The following is an 18,319-nucleotide window of genomic DNA, read 5'->3' as shown; positions in this document are numbered from 1 at the left end:
TCGCTTGCAGTGGTGGGAGCCCTAGCCTACACGCGCGGTGGGGCGATGCGGCAATGCAGTTCGAGCAGGTCGTCGAGCCGGCCCACGCAGGTATCGCCGGGCTGCAGCGGGGCGACGCCGGCCGGCGTGCCCATGAAGACCAGGTCGCCGGCGCGCAGGGCGTAGAGCGTGGAAAGCGCATTCAGGATGTCGGGGACATCCCAGATCAACTGGTCCAGGCGCGACTGCTGCCGCAGCGCGCCATTGACGGTGAGCGACAGCGTGCGCGGAGCCAGTTCGCCGACCATGCCGGCTGGCAACAGTTCGCTGACCGGGGCCGACTGGTCGAAGGCCTTGCCGGTGTCCCAGGGCAGGCTCTTGGCCTTGGCCGCGGACTGCAGGTCGCGGCGGGTCAGGTCCAGGCCGAGGCCATAGCCGAAGACGAGGGACTGGGCCGCGTCGCGGTCGAGCACACCCGGCGGTGCGTCACGGCCCAGCGCGACGACCAGTTCGATCTCGTGCTGCAGGTCGGCGGTACCGGGCGGATAGGCGGCCTCGCCGCCGGTGACGATGGCATCGGCCGGCTTGAGGAAGAACACCGGCTGCCCGCGCTCGGCCTTCGACGCGGGCGCGGCTGCGCCCATCTCGCGGGCGTGGTCGGCGAAGTTGCGGCCGACGCAGTAGATCCGGTGCACCGGGAAGCTGCCGCCGCCGCGGACCGGCACGCGCGGACACGGCAGGGCGGGGACGACATCGCGGGAAGCGTCGGTCATGGGTGTTCCGAAACGGATGTGGCAGGCCTGCGGCACGTCGCCGCGGCCACGGACGTGTTCAGCGCAGCAGTGGCTGGCCGGGCTTCACGACGTGGTATTCGCCGTCGACCACGCGGCTGGGCGTGGTCATCGGCTTGCCGCGCTGGCGCAACAACCGCACCAGCAAGCCGCCGGCCAGCATCGCCGTGCCCACCACCAGGCCGACCACAAGCAGCACTGCCAGCAGCAGCACGCCAATCACGCCCAGCAGCACGCGCAGCAGCGGATGCCGCGGCTTGCGCGGCGCGAACATCGCCGACAGGCCGACACTGGAGAAACGGGTCTGGAAGGAGCGGAACAGGCGGTCGGACATGATGCGGTCGTGACGTTACGATGGTGAACAGGTGACGGAGTATCGGCCGGGCAATGCGTGAAGATGTAAGGAGTTTGTTAAGCATGGGTGAAGACAGCCCCCGGCTCGCCGCGTTCTCGCAGATCGAAGACGGCGGGTTCGCGGAAGCCGAAGCCATGATCGAAGGCGATGCCGAATCGCTGATCCTCCATCGCGACGGCGACAGCATCCGCGCCTGGCTCAACATCTGTCCGCACGCCGGACGCCGGCTGGACTGGGCGCCGGGCCAGTTCCTCAAGAGCCGCGAAGGCCACCTGGTCTGCGCCGTGCACGGGGCGACGTTCGAACTGTCCGGCGGCGTCTGCGTGGCCGGCCCCTGCCGAGGCGAGTCGCTGCGCCCGGTCGCGGTGGCGGTGCGCGACGGCGACGTCGTCCTCGACTCCCCGTAGGTCGGGGCGACGCCCCCGACACCTGCGCCTGCCAGGATCAAAAGCGCGCGGCTGGAGCCGCTCCCACAAAGCCGACGCGACGCTAGAACATCAGGTTGACCATCAGCACGACGATCGTGGTGTAGATCAGCGACAGCGGTCCGCCCACGCGCCACATGTCGCGCGCGGTGTAGCCGGCGGGGCCGGTGATCATCGAGATCGACGGATTCGACGCGGTCATGAAGTTGTTGGAGGCCGACAGCGCCACGATCAGCGCGAACGCCGTCGGGTTGCCACCGACCGCCAACGCCAGGTTGATCGCCAGCGGCACCATCACGATGGTCGCGCCGACATGGCTGATCACCAGCGAGAACAGCGTGGTCAGCAGCGCCAGCGCCAGCTGGATCAGCCACACCGGCAGGCCGTCGGGCAGACGCTCGATGCTGTGCCCGGCCACCCACGCCGCCGCGCCGCTCGAATCCATCGCCCAGCCCAGCGGGATCAGGCAGGCCATCAGGAACACCGTCTTCCAGTTGATCGCCGCGTAGGCCTCGTCCATCTTCAGCACGCCGCTGACCAGCATGCCGGCGACGCCGGCCATCAATGCGATCGAGGTCGGGATCTTGGACGACAGCGCGATCAGCATCGTCACCGCGAAGATCACCATCGCGATCTTGAACTTGTGCGGGCGCTGTTCGCCCTTGGGATAGTCGGTGACCACGACGAAGTCGCGGTTGGCCGCGGTCTGCGCCAGGTCCTGCCAGATGCTGTGCAGCACCAGCATGTCGCCGGCGCGCAGCGGCACGTTGCGCGCATTCTCGCGCAGCACGTCCTTGTCGCGGTTGATCGCCAGCAGGCTGATGCCGTAGCTCTTGCGCAGGTGCAGGTCGGCCGGGGTCTTGCCGATGAACTTGGAGGTCGGCGGCACCACCGCCTCGGAGATGCCGGCGCGGCTGGGGTTGAACAGGTCGCCGAACTCGCGCAGCCGCGTACTCATGCGCAGGAACTGGTTCTGGGCGAAATCCGCGACCTGCTGCCGCGCGCCCATCGCGCCGAGCACGCTGCCCACCCAGATCCGCGCGTCGCCCGGCGGCGCCAGCCGCGACTCGTTGCCGGTCTTCAGCGCCAGCAGCAGCGGTGCGCCGTGCAGCGCCTCGGCCTCGCCCAGCGCCATGCCCACCAGCGGGCTGTCGGCGCTGACGGTGAGCTCGAACACCTCGCCCTCGATCCCGTAGGACTTGGCGAAATAGCTCTGCGTGCGCGCCGGGGTCACGCCCTTGTCGGTGTCGTCGCGCAGCTGCCGGTTGCCGAAGAAGTGGAAGTAGGCCAGCGCCGCAAGCAGCAGCACAAGGCCGATCGGTGCGGGTGCGAACATGCGCAGCGGTTCCAGCGTGCCCACGCCGGAGGGCAGGTTGGCGTTGGCCGCGACCAGCAGGTCGTTGAGCAGGATCAGCGGCGAGTTGCCGACCATGGTCAGGCCGCCGCCCATGATGATCGCGGCCGAGACCGGCATCAGCAGCCGCGACAGGCTCACGCCGGTGCGCGCCGACAGGCGCGAGACGATCGGCAGGTACAGCGCCGTCACCGACGTGTTCTGCATGATCGACGAATTGAGGCCGGCGATCGCCGACGACAGCAGCAGCAGGCGCTGCTCGACGCCGTTGGAGCGCCGCAGCAGCCAGCTCGCAAGGCGGTTGAGCGCGCCGGTGCGGTCCAGGCCCATGCCCAGGATCATCGTCGCGATCACGTTCATCACCGCGTCCGACGAGAAGCCGTTGAAGATGTCCTCCGGCGCGACCAGCCCGGTCAGGCCGAGCATCACCAGCACCACCAGCGCCACCACGTCGGCGCGCACGCGCTCGAACAGGAACAGCACCATCGTCAGCACGACCAGGCCCAGCACGAGGGCCATGTCGGTGGTGAGGGTGAGGGCAGTGTCCATTCAGGGGCGGGATCGGAGGTTCGGTCTTCGGGATTGGCTGGTGGATGGGTGGGGACGGGTGATTCGAAAGCCCCGGTGTTTTCTGGATGTCATCCCGAGCGAAGCGAGGGATCTGTCACCTGCGCAATGAAGATCCCTCGCTTCGCTCGGGATGACAACCGTTCGCTTGGGATGACATCCGTGGTCGTGGCCGTGCTCCTCTTTGGGTCACGCATCACCGATCCTGTCATACAACAGATCCCACACGCCGTGTCCCAGCCGCTGGCCGCGGGTTTCGAAGTGGGTTTGCGGTCGCCAGTCGGGCCGCGGCACGTGGCCGCGCGGGCCGGCGCGGTTGCGCAGCCCCGGGGTGGCGTCGAGCACGTCCCACATCTGCTCGGCGTAGTCCTGCCAGTCGGTGGCCAGGTGCAGGCGGCCGTCGGCGGCGAGCTTCTTCACCAGCAGCGCGGCGAATGCCGGCTGCAGCAGGCGACGCTTGTTGTGGCGCTTCTTGTGCCACGGATCGGGGAAGTAGATGCGGATTTCGTCCAGCGCGCCGTCGGCGATCTCGTGTTCCAGCACCTCGACCGCGTCGTGGTGATAGAGGCGCACGTGGTCGCTGCCGTCCTCGGCCAGCGCGTTGAGCAGGCGGCCGACGCCCGGGGCGTGGACCTCGATGCCGATGTAGTCGCGCTCGCGGTCGCGCGCCGCCGCGAAGCGCAGCGCCTCGCCATTGCCGAAACCGATTTCCAGCACGCGCCTGGCCTTGCGGCCGAACACCGCGTCGAAATCGCGCGGCGGGTCGCTGCTTCCGGGCGGCATGAAGTCGAGGCCGAAGCGCGGCCACAGCGCGTCGAACGCGCGCTGCTGCGCCGGCGTGAACCGGCCCTGCCGCAGCACAAAGCTGCGTACGCGGCGGCGGCCTTCCTCGACGGTGAACGGTTTTGGCGGGGCCTTGGCGCCGTCGCTGGAGAACGGGTCGGTCATCGTGCCCCGGTCTCCCTGGTGGGGGCGGCCATGGCCGCGATGGACCAGCCCCGGCCTGCCATCGCGGCCGCGGCCGCTCCCACCGCGACCGTCATCCGATCAATCCTTCCACGGGACTCGACGCGCTGGCGTAGCGCTTGCGCGGGATGCGCCCGGCGCGGAACGCCGCGCGCCCGGCCTCGATCGCCAGCTTCATCGCGTGGGCCATCAGCACCGGATCCTTCGCCCCGGCGATAGCGGTGTTCATCAACACGCCGTCGCAGCCCAGCTCCATCGCGATCGCGGCGTCGGAGGCGGTACCGACGCCGGCATCGACGATGATCGGCACCTTCGCGTTCTCGACGATCTCGACCAGGTTCCACTTGTTCTGGATGCCCAGGCCCGAGCCGATCGGTGCGGCCAGTGGCATCACCGCCACGCAGCCGATCTCTTCCAGCCGCTTGCACAGGATCGGGTCGTCGGAGGTGTAGACCATCACGTCGAAGCCGTCGGCGACCAGTTGTTCGGCGGCCTTCAGCGTCTGCACCACGTCCGGGAACAGCGTCTTCTGGTCGCCCAGCACCTCGAGCTTGACCAGCGTGTGGCCGTCGAGCAGTTCGCGCGCCAGGCGGCAGGTACGCACCGCGTCGTCGGCGGTGTAGCAGCCGGCGGTATTGGGCAGGATGGTGTAGCGATCCGGCGGCAGCACGTCGAGCAGGTTGGGCTCGCCCGGGTTCTGGCCGATGTTGCTGCGACGGATGGCGACGGTGACGATCTCGGAGCCCGCGGCCTCGGTGGCGGCGCGGGTTTCGTCGAGATCCTTGAACTTGCCGGTGCCGGTCAGCAGGCGTGAGCGATAGGTCTTGCCGGCAACGACCAGTGCGTCGCCGTGGTGCGCTTGGGTATCCATCGCCGGATTATCGCGCAAGTGCGTGGGCGATTCAGGATTTTCGCGGCGGGCGAGTCAGCGCGGGGTGGGGGTTCGCGAACGCGGCAGATGGCGAAAGGAAAGGGACACTGTCGTCGTCATCCCCGCACCGCTTACCCACCCCCCAACGCATGCACGATCTCCACCTGGTCGCCCGCGTTCAGCACATGATCGGCGTGACGGCTGCGGGGCACGATCTCGCCGTTGATCTCGACCGCGACGCGTCGCTGCGCCAAGTGCTGGGCTTCGAGCAGGGCGGCCAGGGTGGTGTGTTCGGGCAGGGGCAGGGGTTCGCCATTGAGCAGGATGTCCATGCGCGTATTGTGGCCGCTTGCCGCGGTGCCTGCACCCGCGATGCGGCGGCGCACCTTGAGCGCATCCGGCGTTCGTGGAACCATGCGCCACCATCCGCCTGCGTATGCCGCCGGCGGCCCCGTTCCCAAGGAGATTCCGCACATGGCGTTGCTGTCCCGTCCCGTCCGTCACACCCTTGCCGCCGCGCTGGCGCTCGCCGCCGCGCCGGTCTTCGCGCAGGGCAGCAGCCCTTACAGCAACACCGTGTTCTTCGGTGACAGCCTCACCGACAGCGGCTATTTCCGTCCCGTGCTGCTGCAGGTGGTCGGCCCCTCCGGCGCGCTGATCGGCAAGTTCACCACCAATCCCGGCCTGGTCTGGTCGGAATACCTGGCCGACTATTACGGCACCGATGCCTCGCCCAACGGCAACGGCCAGACCGGCGACAACTATGCAGCCGGCGGCGCACGCGTGGGCATCGACGTCAACGGCGGCCTCGGCCCGATCCCGTCGCTGGCCACGCAGATGAACCGTTACCTGGCTTCCAACGGCGGCAAGGCCGATCCGAATGCGCTGTACACCGTGTGGGGCGGCGCCAACGACCTGTTCGCCGTGGCGGCGGATCCTTCGCAGGCGCAGGCGATCATCGGCGGCGCGGTCACCGCGCAGATCGGCATCGTCGGCACGCTGCAGGCGGCCGGTGCACAGTACGTGCTGGTGCCGACCATTCCCGACATCGGCCTGACCCCGGCCTCGCGCGCCGGTGGCGCGGCCGCGATGGGCCAGGGCACCGCGCTGGCGACGGCCTACAACAACGCGTTGTTCGGCGGCCTGGCAAGCAACGGCCTGAAGGTGATCCCGGTCGACACCTTCCACTTCCTGCAGGAAGTCGTTGCCGATCCATCCGCCTATGGCCTGGTCAACGTGACCGACGCCGGTTGCGGCATGCAGCCGGCCCCGGCGGGCGATTCGTCGCTGTTCTGCAACCCGGCGTCGTACGTGGATCCAAACGTGCAGGGCAGCTACCTGTTCGCCGACGGCGTGCACCCGAGCGCGGGCGCGCACCAGATCATCAGCCAGCTCGCAGTCAACATGCTCGAGGCGCCGCGCCAGATCGCGGTGCTGCCGCGTTCGGCCGCGACCACTGGCCGCGCGCGCGCCGACATCGTCGGCTCGCACGTGTCCGGCGCATCGGAATCCGACGGCATGCGCTGGTGGACCAATCTGCGCGGCGACTTCCAGCGCTACGGCAGCGGCGACCACTACGACGGCGTGATCCCGGCGCTGGCCGGTGGCGTCGACTGGACCAGCGGCAACCTGGTGTTCGGCGGTTTCGCCGGCTACGGCCGCGGTCGCATCGACTTCGGTCGCAACACCGGCAAGTTCGAGCAGTCCGACGCCACCCTCGGCGGCTTCATCGGCTGGTACGGCGAAGGCGGCGCCTGGGTCAACGGCCAGCTGAGCTATTCGCAGCTGAGCTTCGACGTGGACCGCAAGCTCCAGCTCGGCCAGGCCACCCGCGTGCACACCGGCTCGGCGGACGGCGACAACATCACCGCCGCGATCAACGCCGGCTGGAACTTCGGCAGCGGCGCGCTGCAGCACGGCCCGGTGCTGAGCGTGGTCTCGCAGCAGATCGACGTCGACGGCTACAAGGAAAGCCAGTCTGCGCTGTCCTCGTCGCTGGCCTACGCCGACCAGAGCTTCGACTCGCTGATCGGCAGCGTCGGCTGGCAGGCCAGCTACGCGATCAACGACCACCTCGTGCCGTACGCGAAGCTCACCTACGACCACGAGTTCGAGGAAGGCGACAAGCAGGTCTTCGCCAGTGCGCAGTCGCTGCCGGGCTCGCTGGAATACGCGGTGCCGGGGCTGTCGTACGACCGCAACTACACCTCCATCGTGATCGGTGCGCGCACCCGCCTGCTCGGCCTGGATGCCAACGTCGGCGCCATCGCCACCGTGCAGCAGGGCGGCGGCAACAACGCCACCGTGTTCGCCACGGTGGGCAGCAGCTTCTGACGCAACGGCGTCATGTGGTATGTCGAAGGGCCCCACGCGGGCCCTTCGTTTTGCCGGGCCGGCTTGCGCGGCATGGATTGCCACGGCGCGCGCGGCGGGCATAGACTGGCGCCCCTGCGGGTGTAGCTCAATGGTAGAGCTGTAGCTTCCCAAGCTACTGACGAGGGTTCGATTCCCTTCACCCGCTCCAGGTTCCGACGGCGGCGCGCCCAATGGGCGGGCCGCCGTTTTTTGATGGCATGTCTTGATGGCGTGCATTGGCGCGCGGGAAGGGCGAACGATGGTCGAGCTGGGCTGGCGCGAGTGGGTGGCCTTGCCAACGCTCGGCATCGCGCGGTTGCGGGCCAAGGTGGACACCGGCGCCCGCACCTCGGCGCTGCACGTGGACGCGCAATGGCGGTTCAGCGAGGCCGGGGCGCCGTGGGTGGGCTTCCGCATCACCCCGGCACGCGCGAGCCACGCGGTCGTGGAGGCCTGCGCACCGATCCTGGACGAGCGCGACGTGGTCGACTCCGGCGGGCGGCGCACAAGGCGGGTCTTCCTCGCCACCCGGCTGTGGCTGGCCGGGATGGAGCGCGAGATTGAAATCAACCTGACAGATCGCCGCAACATGCTGTTCCCGATGCTGCTCGGCCGCACTGCCATCGCAGGTGCGTTCACGGTCGACCCCGCACGATCCTCGCTCCACGGCAAGCCGCCGCGATACCAACCCGGGCCCCCCGCATGAAGCTCGCCATCCTTTCGCGCAACAGCAAGCTGTATTCGACCCGGCGTCTGGTCGAGGCCGCGCGCGAGCGCCACCACAGCGTGCGCGTGCTCGATCCGCTGCGCTGCTACATGCGCATCAGCGTCGAAGGCTTCGACATGCGCTACAAGGGCCGGCCGATTGCCGGCTACAACGCCGTCATTCCGCGCATCGGTGCCTCGATCACGCGCTACGGCAACGCGGTGCTGCACCAGTTCGAGCTGATGGGCAGCTTCACGCCCAATCCATCGGTGGCGATCGCGCGGGCGCGCGACAAGCTGCGCTGCCACCAGGTGCTGGCGGCGCAGGGCATCGGCCTGCCGGTGACGGTGTTCGGCGACAACCCGGACGACACCGGCGACCTGCTGGCGATGCTCGGCCCGCCGCCGCACGTGATCAAGCTCAACGAAGGCACCCAGGGTAGCGGGGTGATGCTGACCGAGAAGCTCTCGGCCTCGCGCAGCGTGATCGAGACCCTGCGCGGGCTCTACGCCACTTTCCTGGTGCAGGAATTCATCGAGGAAGCGAAGGGCGCGGACCTGCGCTGCTTCGTGGTCGGCGACCGGGTGGTCGCGGCGATGCGCCGGCAGGCGCCGCAGGGGGATTTCCGTTCCAACCTGCACCGTGGCGGCATCGGCAAGGCCGTCCGCGCAAGCGCCGCCGAGCAGGCGGTGGCCGTGCGCGCCGCGCAGGTGCTGGGGTTGGGAATCGCCGGGGTGGACTTGATCCGCTCCCACCGGGGGCCGCTGGTGCTGGAGGTCAACTCGTCGCCGGGCCTGGAGGGGATCGAGCAGGCCACCGGCGTGGACATCGCCGGTCGCATCATCGACCACGTCGCGGCCGGGGCCCCCGCACTGCCCGCGCGAAGGGCGAAATCGCGCCCTCGTGCCGCCTTAATGAAAAAATAACCTCTCGTTTAACGACCGACTAACCGTTCCGGTCGTAACGTTTCCCGGACCGGAATCGCGCGCTCTCTCCAGCACTCCATCAGGTCAGTCGGCGGATTACGGTTATCGGGGCAGTACCTTTTCGGCCCAAGCGACCATCTCGCTTGGGCCTTTTGTTTTGTGCCAGACTCCGAAGCCACCCAACGGCCACGCGCCAAACCAGACAAAGGACACAATCTATGTTCAGGGGGATATTGCTTGCGGCGCTGATGCTGTCTGCCGGTAGCGCGGCGGCGGCCGACACGGGTACGCGCGTGGATGTCGACAACGGGTTCCAGGCGCAGCGCGAGAACATCCTCAAGGAACTTGGCGACGGCGAAACCTACAGCGAGATCGCCCCCGCGGACCGCGAGAAGGTGAAGGCGGCGCTGGCGCGGATCACCACGGCGCTTGACCAGTCCGGTGGCGTGGACCAGCTCAAGGAACAGCAGAAGGTCGATGTCTTCAACGACCAGGAACTGGTCAACAACATCCTGACCAAGGCTGGCGAAGACAGCCGCCTGGTCTGCAAGCGGGTGAAGAAGACCGGCTCGCACATGACCAGCAACCAGTGCATGACGGTTGCCGCGCGCAGTCGCGCGATGGAGCACGCACAGGAAGAACTCAGGCGTACACCGGCCCACCAGCTGCCCAAAGAAGGCTTCTAGATAAACGCATGCGCATCCTCGTCATCGAAGACAACCAGGACATCGCCGCCAACCTCGGCGATTATCTCGAAGACCGCGGCCACACCGTGGACTTCGCCGCCGACGGCGTGACCGGGCTGCACCTGGCCGTGGTGCACGACTTCGATGCGATCGTGCTCGACCTCAACCTGCCGGGCATCGACGGCCTGGAGGTCTGCCGCAAGCTGCGCAACGAGGCGCGCAAGCAGACCCCCGTGCTGATGCTGACCGCGCGCGACAGCCTCGACAACAAGCTGGCCGGCTTCGACTCTGGCGCCGACGACTACCTGATCAAGCCGTTCGCGCTGCAGGAAGTCGAGGTGCGCCTCAACGCGCTGTCGCGGCGCGGCCGCGGCGTGCAGACGCGGGTGCTGGAAGTGGCCGACCTCGAGTACAACCTCGACACCCTGGAAGTGCGTCGCGGCGGCAAGCTGCTGCAGCTCAATCCCACCGCGCTGAAGATCCTTCAGGCGCTGATGGAGGCTTCGCCGGCGGTGGTCACGCGGCAGGAGCTGGAAACCCGGGTCTGGGGCGAGGAACTGCCGGATTCGGATTCCCTGCGCGTCCACATCCACGGCCTGCGCGCGGTGGTCGACAAGCCATTCCCCGTGTTGCTGATCCAGACCCGCCATGGCATCGGATACCGCATCGCCGCACCCGATGCGAGTGCCTGAGCGCCTGGCGCGCAAGCGTCGGTATCGACGGCGGCTGCGCAGCCGCATCATCTTGTCATTCGTTCTGCTTGGATTCGGGCTGACGACGCTTTTCGCGTTCGCGACCAACTGGACCCGGAATCGGGTCGAGAATGCGCTCGTCGAAGACGTGATGAACAAGAACATCAACGAGTACGCGCGTCGCTTTTACAGCAATCCGGGCGAGAATCCTGCGGTGCCGGTCGAGCAGATTCGCGCACGCGTGGTCAAGCGCGACCGGTTCGAGGCGCTGCGTGTCCAGCAACCGGACTGGTACGAACTCGGGGACGGTATCCACAATCTCAGCGGCGTGGACGAGGAGGGCAACTCGTTCGCTTACAAGCTTGCGGTGCGCAAGACGCCGGATGAATGGTTCTTTCTCGCTTATGACATGACGCAGACCGTGCGCGGCGAGGAGCAGTTCAATCGCGCGCTGTATGGGTCGGTGATCGTGTTCACGCTGTTGTCCTTGCTGGTTGGCTGGTGGGCGGCATCCCGCGTCATGAGCCCGGTTTCCGAACTTGCCCGGCGCCTGCAGGCCTCCGGCGACAGCACCCAGCCCGAGCCCCTGGCCCTGCACTTCCCGGAAGACGAGGTCGGCCAGCTCGCGTCTGCGCTGGACGATTACGCCGCGCGCCTGACCGATGTGGTGCAGCGCGACCGCGAGTTCAACGCCGACGTCAGCCACGAACTGCGCACGCCGCTGGCGGTGGTGAAGGGGGCGGTTGAACTGCTGTTGTCGAAACCGGATCTGGACGAGAAGACGCAGGCCCGGCTACTGCGCATCCAGCGCGCCGAACAGCAGTGCACGGACCTGATCAGCGCGCTGCTGCTGCTGTCGCGCAACGAACGCGGCCACGGCGCCACCGACGTCCAGCGCATCGCCGAACAGCTGCTCGACGCCCACCGCACCCAGCTCGGCGGCAAGCCGCTGGCGCTACGCCTGGAAGGCGGACGCGAACTGGTGGTCGATGCGCCCGAGTCGGCGGTCAACGTTGCGCTGGGCAACCTGATCGGCAACGCGGTCAAGTACACCACCCAGGGCGAGGTGATCGTGCGCCTGCTCGACGACGCGGTGGAGGTCATCGACTCCGGCCCCGGCCTGTCCGCCGAAGACGCGGCGCGCCTGTTCGAGCGCGGTTACCGCGGCACCCACGCCGAGCACTCGCTTGGCGGCGGCATTGGCCTGTCGATCGTGCGCCGCCTGTGCGCGCTGTACGAGTGGCAGGTGCGCGTGGTGCCGGGCGAGGAGCGCGGCGTCGTGGCGACGCTGACGTTCTCCGCGGCAAACGCGGCCTCGTAGGAGCGAGCTTCACTCTTGTAGGAGCGGCTTCAGCCGCGAGCTTTTGCTTTTCTGCACCCTCCCCTGCGAAGGCAGGGGAGGGTTGAGAAGGGGTGCCTTCAGCAGCACCGCGAACCGCGAGAGCCGAAACAAACCTAGGCCTGTGCCGGCTCCAGCCATCCATGCTTGTCGGGCGTGCTGCCGTCGAACAAGCCAAAGAACAGCGCCTGCATCTGCCGCGTTACCGGCCCGGCCTTGCCTGCGCCGATCTGGCGGCCGTCGATCGAACGGATCGGCGTGACCTCGGCTGCGGTGCCGCACATGAACAGCTCGTCGCACAGGTACAGGTATTCGCGCGGCATGTCGCGCTCGACCACCTCGATGCCGGCGTCGCGCGCCAGCGTGATCAGGCTGTTGCGGGTGATGCCGTTGAGCAGCGCCGCGCTGACCGGCGTGGTGTGCAGCGCGCCGTCGAAGACCAGAAAGATGTTCTCACCGGCGCCCTCGCTGAGCAGGCCGGTCGATGCCAGCGCGATGCCCTCGCCGAAGCCGAGCCGGCGCGCCTCGCGGGCGATCAGCTGGCCCGAAAGATAGTTGCCGCCGGCCTTGGCGCCCGCGGGAATCGTATTGGGCGCGAAGCGCTGCCAACTCGACACGCAGGCATCGATGCCCTGTTCGAGCACGCCGTCACCGAGATAGGCGCCCATCTGCCAGGCCGCGACCGCCACGTCGATGGGCGTTTCGGCCGACAGCCCGAAACCGCCCAGCCCGCGCCACGCCACCGGCCGCAAGTAGGCCTTGCCCAGCGCGTTCTTCTGCAGCACCGCGCGGCAGGCGGCGTTGATCTCGTCCAGCGAATACGGGATCGCCATGTCGTAGATCCGCGCCGAGGCCAACAGCCGCCGGTTGTGGTCGGACAGGCGGAAGATGGCCGGGCCCTGCGGGGTCTCGTAGCTGCGGATGCCTTCAAACACCGAGGAGCCGTAGTGCAGGGCATGCGACATGACGTGCGTGGTCGCCTCGGCCCATGGCTTGATGGTGCCGTTCTGCCAGATCCATTCGGGGTATTGCATGTCGGCGGCTCGCGGTGGAAACCGTCATTTTGCCAGATGGGGGAAGGGAGGACGGGACAGACCGCCGCCGATGCCTTTGCTTGTCATCCGCGCGAAGCGGGGATGGCGGTAGGCGCTTGCCGTCATCGCCCGCTGCTGCCCTGCTTCCGCGTGCCGTAGCCGCTTACAGCACGACCCACCAGCAGCCCATGTGGCGACGCAGCCCGAACACGGTGCGCGAGGGCGTGGAGCCGTTGGCGAGGGTTTGCTCGACGCGCAGCGCGACGGGGCTGCGCCGGACGACCGTCGCCCCCGGATAGGCCTGGGCATCGACGGCGCCGCTGACCGTCATGTCGCCGTCGGCGTCGACGCTGAGCTGCGGCGCGGGCAGGATCGCGCTCACGTCCACCAGTGGCCGGTTGGCGATCGCATCCAGCCGTCCGAGCACGGCGTAGCCGTTGCGGTTCGACATGCCGGTCCAGTTGTAGACCCCGGCCAGGCGGTTGACGTCGCGGCTGTCGATCGCCGCGGTCACCTCGAAGATCAGGTCGCGCAGGCTGCGCGAACAGCCGCGTGCATAGGCCTTGCCGCCGTAGACCGGCGAGTGCACGGCGGGCGCCGGCCGGTCGGCACCGCCGACATCGGTGCAGGCGCGGTCGGTGAACACCACCTCGCCATCGGGCCGCGTGCAGCGTCGGATCTGCGCATCGCCGCGCTGCGGCCAGAGCATGCAGGCGACAAGTGCGGCAGCGGCTAAAAGGGACACACGGGAACAGCGCATCCTGCAAAGACTAGCCGCGCGCGCGGCCCGCGTGAAGTGAGGGTATCCCCGCGTGGGGATCAGCCGAGCCGCGCGAGGATGGCCTCGGTCGGCTTCGCCAGGTTGAGCGTGTAGAAGTGCAGCGCAGGCGCCCCGCCGTCGACCAGGCGGCGGCACAGGGCGCTGACGATGTCGGCGCCGAACTCGCGGACGGCGTCCACGTCGTCGCCGTGCGCCTGCATGCGCTTGGCGATCCAGCGCGGAATCTCCGCGCCGCAGGCCTCCGAGAAGCGCCGCAGCTGGCTGAAGTTCGAGATCGGCATGATCCCGGGCACGATCGGGATGGTCACGCCCAGCTTGCGCACCGAATCGACGAAGTGGAAGTAGGCATCGGCGTTGTAGAAGTACTGCGTGATCGCGCCGTCGGCGCCGGCGTCGACCTTGGCCTTGAAGTGCTTCAGGTCGGACAGTGCGTGTTCCGACTGCGGGTGCGTCTCGGGATAGCAGCCGACCTCGATGTGGAAATCGCCGTCGTATTCGCGGCGGATGAAATCAACAAGGTCGGTGGCGTAGCGGAACTCGCCGGGATGGCCCATGCCAGACGGCAGGTCGCCGCGCAGCGCGACGATGCGCCGGCAGCCCATGGCCCTGTAGCGCTGCAGCAGCGCCGCCAGCTCGGCGCGCGTGCCGCCCACGCAGGAGATGTGCGGCGCGGCGTCGAGGCCGTGGTCGTCGTGCAGGCGGTTGATGGTTTCCGGCGTGTAGTCCAGCGTCGAGCCGCCGGCGCCGAACGTGCAGGACACGTACTCGGGCGCGTGCGCCTTGAGCTTCTTCGCGGTGCGGTCGAGCTGCGCGCGCTGCTCGTCGGTCTTGGGCGGGTAGAACTCGAAGGAAACCGGGAGCATCGCGGTGGGCCTGGCGCGGTAGTGAAGCTGGATAATATCTCTTTATCGCGATGAATGTTATTAATCACGCGACATGGCTTGGGAAACGGCGGCTTCGCCCCATGCCGGCCACGGGCCGGGTGCCGGCAGTCCCTCCGGCGCCGGTTGGCTAGACTCGCGGTCCGTGCCGATTCCCGGAAACACCTGATGTCGATCGTCCTGACCGCCTTCGCCCGCGCGCGCCTGTTCCCGGGGGAGCGCCGGGCGAACACCATCCAGGACTGCACGCCCGAGGCGTTCGAACAACGCCTCAACCAGTCGCCGCCGCTGAAGGTGCTCGATGGCTATGCGCCGTTCTGCAAGCTGCACGTGCATCGCAACTGGACGTCCACCCGTTGCCTGACCGTGCCGATCACCGACGACAACCGGCACCTGCTGCGCTCGGCCTACGAGGCGCGCACGCGCGACGAACTGCCGGTGCTGGTGCGCTGGTTCGAGGGCGTGGAGCCACCCGTCGCCGGGTACTTCGTCGTGATCCTCTACAGCCGTGGACAGCTGGCGAAGGAGGGCGTGGCCATCGACGCCGAATGGGGCGTGGTGGGCTGCCTGTACACCGCGGAGCCCGAGGAGATCCCGATGGCGCCGATCACGATGATGCGCAACGCGCTGGGCGTGGGGGAGGGCGGCTCGGGCGTGCCGCTGGATCGCGGGGCGTACCGGCGCAGCGTCGACTTCTGGGAGCGCAACGCGAACTGGCGGCCATCGGCACGGGGCGTGAGGTGAGGGGCGCGGGACCTGCACTGACGCATCTCCTTCCCGGGACGACGCGATGACGCTAACTGGCCCGCTTGGCTGCCTCGGCGTACCGGTGATCCAGGCGCCGATGGCCGGCGTGCAGGACGACGTGCTGGCGCTGGCGGTTGCGCGCGCTGGCGGGCTTGGCTCGGTGCCGTGCGCGATGCTCGACGTGGATGCACTGCAGCACTTGCTGGAACGACTCGCGCCGCTGGAGTTGCCGATCAACCTCAACTTCTTTTGCCACCGCATGCGCGAGCCGGATCCGGCCCGGGCGCAGCGCTGGCGCGAAGCATTGGCGCCGTATCGCCGCGAATGGGAGGTCGCGCCACCGGACGCATCGGCCGCGCAGGGCACCCGGCGCCCGATCGACGCGGCTACGGTGGACCTGCTCGAGCGTTACCGCCCAGCGGTATTGAGCTTCCACTTCGGCCTGCCCGCGGCGCCACTGCTGCGCCGGATCAAGGTCTGGGGCGCGACGGTGCTGGCATCGGCGACCACGCCCGAGGAAGGGCGCTGGCTGGAGCAGCACGGCGCCGACATCGTGATCGCGCAGGGCATCGAGGCCGGCGGGCATCGCGGGCATTTCCTGTCGCCGGACCTGTCGCTGCAGCCGGACACACGCACGCTGGTCGTGCGATTGCGCAAGGCGCTCGATGTCCCAGTCGTGGCCGCGGGCGGCATCGGCGATCGCGGCGACGTGGTGGCGATGCTGGAAGCCGGTGCGAGCGCGGTCCAGGTCGGCACCGCCTACCTGCTGTGTCCGGAGGCGACCACTTCGGCAGTGCATCGCGCGGCCTTGCGCGAATCGTCGCGCGCCACTGCGGTTACCAACCTGTTCAGTGGCCGGCCGGCGCGCGGCATCGTCAACCGGCTGATGCGCGAACTCGGTTCCTTGTCCGATCTCCCGCCTGCATTCCCATGGGCCGCGCAGGAACTGGCGCAGCTGCGGACGCGCGCCGAGGCGGCAGGGTGCGACGATTTCTCGCCACTGTGGAGTGGGACCACGCCCTGCCGCGACCGCGGCACGGCCGAGGTCGTGACCCGCGAACTGGGCGGGATGGCGTGAACCGCATCGCTGCTCCCAGCTGCTGGCAGGAGTTCCGGGACCGCTACGAAAACGGGCGCCCGAAGGCGCCCGTTTCCTGTCCTGCTGCCGTGGCCGCTCAGTACCGGTAATGCTCCGGCTTGTACGGCCCTTCGACCGGCACGCCGAGGTAGGCGGCCTGTTCGCCGGTCAGCGTGGTCAGCTTCACGCCGATCTTCTCCAGGTGCAGGCGCGCGACTTCCTCGTCGAGCTTCTTCGGCAGGATGTAGACCTTGTTCTCGTAGCTGTCCTTGTTCGCCCACAGGTCGATCTGCGCGAGCGTCTGGTTGGAGAACGAGTTGGACATCACGAAGCTCGGGTGGCCGGTGGCGCAGCCGAGGTTGACCAGGCGGCCTTCGGCCAGCAGGAACATCGCGTGGCCGTCCGGGAACACGTACTTGTCGACCTGCGGCTTGATGTTGATCTTCGTCACGCCGGCCATCGCATTGAGCGCATCGACTTGGATCTCGTTGTCGAAGTGGCCGATGTTGCAGACGATCGCCTGGTCCTTCATGCCCTTCAGGTGCTCAAGCGTCAGCACGTCCTTGTTGCCGGTGGTGGTGACGTAGATGTCGCCGCGGCCGAGCGTGCTTTCGACGGTGTTGACCTCGAAGCCTTCCATCGCAGCCTGCAGCGCGTTGATCGGATCGATCTCGGTGACCACCACGCGCGAACCGTAGGCACGCAGCGAATGCGCGCAGCCCTTGCCGACGTCGCCGTAACCACACACCACTGCCACCTTGCCGGCCAGCATCACGTCCATCGCGCGCTTGAGGCCGTCGGCCAGCGACTCGCGGCAGCCGTAGAGGTTGTCGAACTTGCTCTTGGTGACCGAGTCGTTGACGTTGATTGCCGGGATCAGCAGCTTGCCGGCTTCGGCCAGCTGGTACAGGCGGTGCACGCCGGTGGTGGTCTCTTCCGAGACGCCCTTCCAGTCGCGGACCACGATGGTCCAGAAGCCCGGGCGCTCGTTGGCGACGCGCTTGAGCAGGTTCTTGATCACCTGTTCCTCGTGGCTGGCGCCGGGGCTGTCGACCCAGCTGCTGTCGCCCTGCTCGAGTTCGTAGCCCTTGTGGATCAGCAGGGTCACGTCGCCGCCGTCGTCCACGACCAGCTGCGGGCCGAGGAAGCCGCCCTTGCCGTCGGGGAAGCTCAGCGCTTCGAGCGTGCAGTCCCAGTATTCCTCCAGCGTCTCGCCCTTCCAGGCGAACACCGGCGTGCCGGTCACGGCGATCGCGGCGGCGGCGTGGTCCTGGGTCGAGAAGATGTTGCACGAGGCCCAGCGCACGTCGGCGCCGATGTCCTTCAGCGTCTCGATCAGCACCGCGGTCTGGATGGTCATGTGTAGCGAGCCGGTCACGCGCACGCCCTTGAGCGGTGCTTCGGCAGCGTGCTTCTTGCGGATCGACATCAGGCCCGGCATCTCGTGCTCGGCGATGTCGAGTTCCTTGCGGCCCCAGTCGGCCAGGGTGATGTCGGCGATCTTGTAGTCGCCTTCGGTGGAGAAGGTCTTGGCTACGGCATTCATGGTGTTGCTCCGTTGTTTGTGAGTCCCGGCACAAAGGGGGGACTCGCATTGAACGGGCGCCGTTGTCGCTATGTCAGCTCGCCGAGCCTGAGCCCTTTCACGTCGCGGTGGACGGATGGCATGCAGCGCCCCTCGGCAGAGGGTCGGGATTATATTGCTTCTTCGCGCTGAAACGATGCTTGGGTCGCGGGGCGGCCAGCGGCGGCGTCAGGCCCGGCTCAGGCGCGCTCGATGCGATGC

General features: G+C 68.1%; 19 protein-coding genes, 1 tRNA gene and 1 riboswitch. Of the genes, 10 read left to right on the top strand and 10 right to left on the bottom strand.

All coding sequences use genetic code 11. The annotated features are described in order from the left end of the window. Positions 1–26: 26 nt before the first annotated feature. Positions 27–752, bottom strand: coding sequence for a fumarylacetoacetate hydrolase family protein (locus ACTJIL_RS10100; protein WP_440755384.1), 726 nt, complete (start codon positions 750–752; stop codon positions 27–29). Positions 753–810: 58 nt separating this feature from the next. Further along, positions 811–1,104 (bottom strand): hypothetical protein, encoded by a 294-nt coding sequence (locus ACTJIL_RS10095; protein ID WP_440755383.1) that lies wholly within the window; start codon positions 1,102–1,104, stop codon positions 811–813. An 83-nt stretch (positions 1,105–1,187) separates the two neighbouring features. Between ACTJIL_RS10095 and ACTJIL_RS10090 the strand changes: the two genes are divergently transcribed. Then, complete coding sequence (locus ACTJIL_RS10090) at positions 1,188–1,532, top strand: Rieske (2Fe-2S) protein (RefSeq protein ID WP_440755382.1); 345 nt, start codon at positions 1,188–1,190, stop codon at positions 1,530–1,532. Between the two features lie 82 nt (positions 1,533–1,614). Here the strand turns inward: ACTJIL_RS10090 and ACTJIL_RS10085 are convergent, their stop codons facing one another. The 4 genes from ACTJIL_RS10085 to thiS form a co-directional block, all read right to left on the bottom strand. Further along, on the bottom strand, positions 1,615–3,453 hold the full coding sequence (locus tag ACTJIL_RS10085) for an SLC13 family permease (RefSeq protein ID WP_440755381.1): 1,839 nt from the start codon (positions 3,451–3,453) through the stop codon (positions 1,615–1,617). A 207-nt stretch (positions 3,454–3,660) separates the two neighbouring features. Then, positions 3,661–4,419 (bottom strand): tRNA (guanosine(46)-N7)-methyltransferase TrmB, encoded by a 759-nt coding sequence (trmB, locus tag ACTJIL_RS10080; RefSeq protein ID WP_440755380.1) that lies wholly within the window; start codon positions 4,417–4,419, stop codon positions 3,661–3,663. 91 nt (positions 4,420–4,510) lie between these two features. Further along, positions 4,511–5,308: a thiazole synthase gene (locus tag ACTJIL_RS10075; protein ID WP_440755379.1), complete on the bottom strand. Its 798-nt coding sequence runs from the start codon at positions 5,306–5,308 to the stop codon at positions 4,511–4,513. Positions 5,309–5,439: 131 nt separating this feature from the next. Continuing rightward, positions 5,440–5,640, bottom strand: a complete 201-nt coding sequence (gene thiS, locus ACTJIL_RS10070; RefSeq protein WP_440755378.1) for a sulfur carrier protein ThiS — start codon at positions 5,638–5,640, stop codon at positions 5,440–5,442. A gap of 142 nt (positions 5,641–5,782) precedes the next feature. On the opposite strand from thiS, the gene ACTJIL_RS10065 reads away from it, so the two are divergent. The 7 genes from ACTJIL_RS10065 to ACTJIL_RS10035 all read left to right on the top strand — a co-directional run bounded on the left by ACTJIL_RS10065 (position 5,783) and on the right by ACTJIL_RS10035 (position 11,994). Then, positions 5,783–7,642, top strand: coding sequence for an autotransporter domain-containing protein (locus tag ACTJIL_RS10065; protein ID WP_440755377.1), 1,860 nt, complete (start codon positions 5,783–5,785; stop codon positions 7,640–7,642). A 116-nt stretch (positions 7,643–7,758) separates the two neighbouring features. Beyond that, positions 7,759–7,832, top strand: a tRNA-Gly gene (locus ACTJIL_RS10060). Between the two features lie 90 nt (positions 7,833–7,922). After that, complete coding sequence (locus ACTJIL_RS10055) at positions 7,923–8,369, top strand: ATP-dependent zinc protease family protein (RefSeq protein ID WP_440755376.1); 447 nt, start codon at positions 7,923–7,925, stop codon at positions 8,367–8,369. Then, positions 8,366–9,295, top strand: coding sequence for a 30S ribosomal protein S6--L-glutamate ligase (gene rimK / locus ACTJIL_RS10050; RefSeq protein ID WP_440755375.1), 930 nt, complete (start codon positions 8,366–8,368; stop codon positions 9,293–9,295). The genes ACTJIL_RS10055 and rimK overlap by 4 nt, the downstream gene beginning before the upstream one ends. Before the next feature lie 218 nt (positions 9,296–9,513). Beyond that, a complete protein-coding gene (locus ACTJIL_RS10045; RefSeq protein ID WP_440755374.1) occupies positions 9,514–9,981 on the top strand; it encodes a hypothetical protein in 468 nt (155 codons plus the stop codon). 8 nt (positions 9,982–9,989) lie between these two features. Further along, complete coding sequence (locus ACTJIL_RS10040; RefSeq protein ID WP_440755373.1) at positions 9,990–10,673, top strand: response regulator transcription factor; 684 nt, start codon at positions 9,990–9,992, stop codon at positions 10,671–10,673. Then, positions 10,660–11,994, top strand: a complete 1,335-nt coding sequence (locus tag ACTJIL_RS10035; protein WP_440755899.1) for a sensor histidine kinase — start codon at positions 10,660–10,662, stop codon at positions 11,992–11,994. Before ACTJIL_RS10040 ends, ACTJIL_RS10035 begins: the two co-directional genes overlap by 14 nt. Positions 11,995–12,128: 134 nt before the next feature. Here ACTJIL_RS10035 and ACTJIL_RS10030 read toward each other — a convergent pair whose 3' ends face one another. The 3 genes from ACTJIL_RS10030 to metF form a co-directional block, all read right to left on the bottom strand. Continuing rightward, positions 12,129–13,046, bottom strand: coding sequence for a branched-chain amino acid transaminase (locus ACTJIL_RS10030; protein ID WP_440755372.1), 918 nt, complete (start codon positions 13,044–13,046; stop codon positions 12,129–12,131). Between the two features lie 163 nt (positions 13,047–13,209). Next, entirely contained in the window at positions 13,210–13,755 is a 546-nt protein-coding gene (locus ACTJIL_RS10025; protein WP_440755371.1) for a hypothetical protein, read from the bottom strand. Positions 13,756–13,865: 110 nt separating this feature from the next. Then, positions 13,866–14,690 carry a methylenetetrahydrofolate reductase [NAD(P)H] gene (gene metF / locus ACTJIL_RS10020; protein WP_440755370.1) on the bottom strand — a complete coding sequence of 275 codons (825 nt, stop codon included), beginning with the start codon at positions 14,688–14,690 and terminating at the stop codon, positions 13,866–13,868. A 186-nt stretch (positions 14,691–14,876) separates the two neighbouring features. On the opposite strand from metF, the gene ACTJIL_RS10015 reads away from it, so the two are divergent. Both ACTJIL_RS10015 and ACTJIL_RS10010 read left to right on the top strand, forming a co-directional pair. Further along, positions 14,877–15,452 (top strand): DUF3228 family protein, encoded by a 576-nt coding sequence (locus ACTJIL_RS10015; RefSeq protein WP_440755369.1) that lies wholly within the window; start codon positions 14,877–14,879, stop codon positions 15,450–15,452. A 46-nt stretch (positions 15,453–15,498) separates the two neighbouring features. After that, positions 15,499–16,533 (top strand): NAD(P)H-dependent flavin oxidoreductase, encoded by a 1,035-nt coding sequence (locus ACTJIL_RS10010; protein WP_440755368.1) that lies wholly within the window; start codon positions 15,499–15,501, stop codon positions 16,531–16,533. A 97-nt stretch (positions 16,534–16,630) separates the two neighbouring features. Here ACTJIL_RS10010 and ahcY read toward each other — a convergent pair whose 3' ends face one another. Next, positions 16,631–18,079 carry an adenosylhomocysteinase gene (gene ahcY, locus ACTJIL_RS10005; RefSeq protein ID WP_440755367.1) on the bottom strand — a complete coding sequence of 483 codons (1,449 nt, stop codon included), beginning with the start codon at positions 18,077–18,079 and terminating at the stop codon, positions 16,631–16,633. Between the two features lie 47 nt (positions 18,080–18,126). After that, positions 18,127–18,219, bottom strand: a riboswitch (S-adenosyl-L-homocysteine riboswitch). Positions 18,220–18,319 lie beyond the last annotated feature (100 nt).

Source organism: Luteimonas sp. 22616, assembly GCF_052044325.1.
Lineage (GTDB): Bacteria > Pseudomonadota > Gammaproteobacteria > Xanthomonadales > Xanthomonadaceae > Luteimonas.
This window is presented reverse-complemented; position numbering and strand designations above follow the sequence as displayed.